This is a genomic window from bacterium, from assembly GCA_037131655.1.
Classification (GTDB): domain Bacteria; phylum Armatimonadota; class Fimbriimonadia; order Fimbriimonadales; family JBAXQP01; genus JBAXQP01.
Map to the genome: position 1 here is coordinate 1 of JBAXQP010000299.1, position 3,291 is coordinate 3,291.

At 46.9% G+C, this 3,291-nt stretch carries 3 protein-coding genes; 1 reads left to right on the forward strand and 2 read right to left on the reverse strand.

What is annotated here, in order from left to right; genetic code table 11:
- Both WCO51_11460 and WCO51_11465 read right to left on the reverse strand, forming a co-directional pair.
- Positions 1-953: hypothetical protein (locus WCO51_11460; GenBank protein ID MEI6513871.1), on the reverse strand; the 953-nt coding region annotated here is incomplete at its 3' end.
- Positions 954-1,024: 71 nt separating this feature from the next.
- A complete protein-coding gene (locus WCO51_11465) occupies positions 1,025-2,221 on the reverse strand; it encodes a hypothetical protein (GenBank protein MEI6513872.1) in 1,197 nt (398 codons plus the stop codon).
- A 205-nt stretch (positions 2,222-2,426) separates the two neighbouring features.
- On the opposite strand from WCO51_11465, the gene WCO51_11470 reads away from it, so the two are divergent.
- Positions 2,427-3,011 carry a PEP-CTERM sorting domain-containing protein gene (locus WCO51_11470; GenBank protein MEI6513873.1) on the forward strand — a complete coding sequence of 195 codons (585 nt, stop codon included), beginning with the start codon at positions 2,427-2,429 and terminating at the stop codon, positions 3,009-3,011.
- The last annotated feature ends 280 nt before the right edge of the window (positions 3,012-3,291 follow it).

A 3,291-nucleotide genomic window follows, 5' to 3' on the forward strand; every position in this document is an offset into this window, starting at 1 on the left:
GCTTCCAGAACCATGTCCACTTTCATATCGAGCGGTTCGCAGCAGCCGTAGTTGCTTAGGCCAAATCGCGAGAGGTATCTCGCCTCATAGTCCAAAGCGAATTCCTTATGCATCGCGGGGGATACTTCCGAGAATATTTGGGTGGTCGCATGACTCCACATGTCTTTCGTGCGCACATGGATGCCGTCGAAATCCTTCTGCGGAAGCAAGTCAGTGAATCCCAGACCGCCCGGTCCATTGGTGCCGCCTCGGTGATTCAGGGTCATAATGTTAAGCTTCTCGCACTGGTCGAGTTGAAGAAGAACATGCGATGTTAGTTTGTCCATCCAGGCGTGGATAAACTCCGGCCTCTCGACCATGTCCATGAACGTCTGCTCGATGCCTCTCCATGTCACGAACATATCCATAGGCGCAAACCAACCGCCGCCTCTACCGTGCTTATAAACCTCAAAGATGCCGTCATAGAGTTCGCACTGTTCTTGATATCGCCGCTCGGTCTCTTCCCAATCAACGGTAATATTGGGCGTCGGAATGATATCAGGGCTTGTATCCTCTGACAAATTTGTGTTGTAGCGGACAGCGCCCATCTGATGTTCAACTCGGGTGGTGTGCTCCGCAATGCCATAACCGGGATCGTTGATAGCCATCCACGAATAGGTAGTTGGCTGACAAACCGAGTCATCTTTAATATTATTGTAGGTCCAAATCGCTGCACGGTGGGTCCATTCAATGAGCCGAGCTTCTTCGCTTTCGCATTTTAGCTCACGGTCGATAAACCAACTGGTCTCGTGCCAGGTGCAGTTTTCCAGTATGACCAAAGGCCGTACGCGCTCCATACTATTCAGGCGACGCCAAAGCTTTCTTTTCTCTTCCATGATCGGCCAAGCGGCAATCTCCTCAAGTTGTTTAGCCAAATCTCTTATTATCGTTCTATCTTTTCCTGTAATACTCACGCTCAGCTCCTTTGTTCCCTAACTGTCCAACCCAGATTATAGCTTTATTCAGCTTCCAATTAGCTTTTAAGCTATGCATATTCCTCTGCCAACCGCATCGCCATATTGACCCAATCTGTCATTCGTTGAGGCTCGTTACGGACAGTGTGAAGGTCTTTCATAATGACCTCCACCACGTTCTCGCGGGTTTTCGATAAAGCGTCTCTAAGATACTTCTCCGCTATTGAAATATCCCATCCTTCCATCCCAAGTAAAGCAGGGTTGGGTTTGCATGAAAACACAAAATCCTTGCCAAGACCTTCTGAACTCCTCGCCACATCCGCCCATGGGCTTATGCTTACTCGGCGTAAGTTAGGGATGCCTTTCTTGATGATGTCAATCTTCTTATCGAGCGGTTCGCAGCAGCCATAACAGGCGAGACCGAACTGTTGAAGGATACGACTGTCATGCGGGATGGCAAATTCTTCATGCAAAGACGGAGAAACGACAGCGAAAATCTGAGCGGCAGTCATTCCCCACATATCCTTAGCGCGAACGTGAGTGCCATCGAAATCCGGCTGCGGAAGCTCATCGGTAAAGCCAAGCCCCCCCGGGTCAATGGCATTCGCGCCATTATTTAAGTTCAAATAACCCAACCGCTCATATTCTCCAAGCTGATGAAGGTGCCATTCGACCATTGCATTAAGCCACCGGTGTACCCAATCAGGATTGTCAATGAGGTCGGTGAAGCATTTGTCCATCCCCCTCCACACAACCCAGTGGTCGAGAATGCCGGTTCCGTACCCATTCTCCCCACGCTTTTCGACTCGAAGGATGCCATTGAAGATTTCACACATTTGTTGATAATTACGCTCGCCGCCTTCCCAATCAATCGCAATCGGCGCGGGGGGGATATCCGGCTCCAAATTGTCCTCGACGACAAAGCCATAATGGTTCTCCTCAAACATCCACTTTCGGGTATCGATAATCTGGCTGTAAACTACCGGCTCGTAGACCGTGTCGTCCTTCATGTTATCCCAGTGAAACAGCTTCTTACGCAAATCCCACTCGATATCGCGAGCAAACGGGTCTTCAGTTTCCAGAGTAATCAAACCCTTGGTTTCTTCCCAAGTTAAGTTATAAAGGCATACCATCGGCCTCACCCGCTCCAAGCGGTTCAGCCGACGCCATAATTCAGCCTTTTCTTTTTGAATAGGAAGCGCTGCAATCTCTGCCAGCCTCTGACCTAATCCGCGAAGTATCGTGGTGTCTTTTATCGATAAACTCATAAAAACCTCCAACTCAAGTTCAAACCAAAATCCTGATTAATCCCGGTTCAAATAATACCTTGTAAGCAATAGCTTAGCGCGGGCTGTATATAAAGCTAGGTTTTCCCAATAATCCCAATAATGGCACACACTTTGCATCTTAGTTTAGCGTGTCTAACTGTCTGAGATAGGTTATGTATTCTGACCGACCACAAAGGGGTTCAAAATGAAGTGTTTATCAACAGCCACGATGGCAATACTGCTTTGCAGTCTCCTCAGCATTGGAATGCGTTCAACAGCGCTTGCAGCAGATTGGAGTTCGTTTTATGATGCTTCCTTCACTGGAATTAGCATTACTCCAACCCTAGCTTCAGGTACGTTGAGTTACACTCTTTTGCTTGGATCAAACCCGACTATATTAATTGGCGCCACCACCTCTAACATAAACTGGATTCAAGCTCTATATGTCGTGAGCAAGCTTGATAATCAAAAGTTTACAGCAACCGAAGGCAGCAATAACAATTGGAATTGGGAAGCAAAAGGCAGCACGAACATTGCCGGTTGGCATGGTCAAGGAAACAACCGCGTCTTGCCTAGTGGATCCTCCGAAACTGTCCATTATTCAAGCCTGAATTATGGAAGCAACGAAGTACAGTGGGGCTTCCACATCGGCTATGCCTCTCCAGGTTCAAATCAACAGGAGAATTCCGGTTGGTTTAAAGGCTCTGTTGTTCCTGAACCCTCTTCTTTGTTCGGTTTAGGAACAGCCCTAATCAGCGCTCTCGCCTATATTCGCCGTCGCCGAAATTAAGATATTAAATCAATTCGCAATATAATCCAGGGCGGACCTTTGGGTCCCTCTGGATTTTTCTTTGGATTACCCTCACCCAAAATAGCTTTGAAACGAACACCCTGTTCAAATTGCTGGTTTATTTATTTATTTTTTTCATTGCTAGCATTTTACTAATTCGTGTGTTATTATGATTACGTATATGATGATATGTCTGAAAATGGGAAGCCATTGGGTGCACCTGATTTAGACTTTATCAATTGCTTTTTAGGCAATTTGCCTAATGTTTATTCTGTCTCAG

What these genes read in the sequence shown, in the direction of transcription:
- WCO51_11465 (MEI6513872.1), bottom strand. Translation starts at nt 2,221, where the DNA reads ATGAGTTTATCGATAAAAGACACCACGATACTTCGCGGATTAGGTCAG.
- WCO51_11470 (MEI6513873.1), top strand. Translation starts at nt 2,427, where the DNA reads ATGAAGTGTTTATCAACAGCCACGATGGCAATACTGCTTTGCAGTCTC.